This is a genomic window from Candidatus Symbiopectobacterium sp. NZEC135 (genome assembly GCF_025962695.1).
The window spans coordinates 1-899 of record NZ_JAGFPF010000838.1; the positions used below are offsets into that span (position 1 = coordinate 1).

Here is an 899-nt window from a genome sequence, read left to right on the forward strand (position 1 = left end):
CTGACCGACTACGGTTTTCATGTGGTGATCGCCCCAAGCTTTGCGGATATTTTCTACGGTAACGCGTTTAACAACCAACTGCTGCCGGTAAAACTGAGTGACGCTGATATCGACGACCTGTTCAAACTGGTCGACGGCACACAGGGCATTACCTTTACCGTCGATCTGGAAGCGCAGACGGTCGATGCCGGTGGGAAAAAATACCCGTTCGAGATCGACAGCTTCCGCCGTCACTGCATGATCAACGGGCTGGACAGCATCGGCTTGACGTTGCAACACGAAGACGCCATTGCGCGCTACGAACAGCAGCAACCGGCATTTTTGCGTTAAATCACAAGGCACCGCGCTGCGGTGCCTTCTTTTTCACAAGCCTAAACCTTCGCCAAAAGCCTCCCTCAACGCCTCCACAAAACAGCGAATCTTGACCGTTTGCCGCCGTGCCGCAGGCACCAGCACATGCATCGGGCGGGCGGGGCCTTGATACTCCGGCAGCACCTGCACCAAACGTCCGGCCTCAATCTCTTTGTCTAACACATCGGCAGGACCCAGGGTGACGCCATAGCCCTCGATTGCCGCATGCAGCAGCGCTTTCCAGTCATTGGCGCGAAATCGCCCGGTTGGCCGGACTTCTTCGCTCTGCCCTTCACGCTGGAACAGCCAGCGACACGGCACGGTGGGCGTCCATTCGCCATACACCAGACAAGCGTGATGCGCCAAATCACTGGGTTTTTCAGGGAAACCTTCGCGCGCCACATAGGTAGGTGAGGCGCAGGCAATCAGCCGATAGGGCCTTAGCGGCCAGGCGATCAACGAGCTGTCGGCCAGTTCACCGATGCGTACGATCACTTCAAAACCCTCCTCAATCGGATCGACCATCCGATCGTTAAGCGTCAGCTCGA

At 57.2% G+C, this 899-nt stretch carries 2 protein-coding genes; one reads left to right on the forward strand and one right to left on the reverse strand.

Translation table 11 applies throughout. From position 1 onward, the window contains the following. The coding region (gene leuD, locus J5224_RS30850) for a 3-isopropylmalate dehydratase small subunit (RefSeq protein ID WP_264628831.1) at positions 1–330 on the forward strand (330 nt) is incomplete at its 5' end. A gap of 33 nt (positions 331–363) precedes the next feature. On the opposite strand, the gene J5224_RS30855 is transcribed toward leuD, so the two are convergent. Then, a partial coding sequence (locus tag J5224_RS30855) for a LysR substrate-binding domain-containing protein (protein ID WP_264628832.1) occupies positions 364–899 on the reverse strand: 536 nt, incomplete at its 5' end.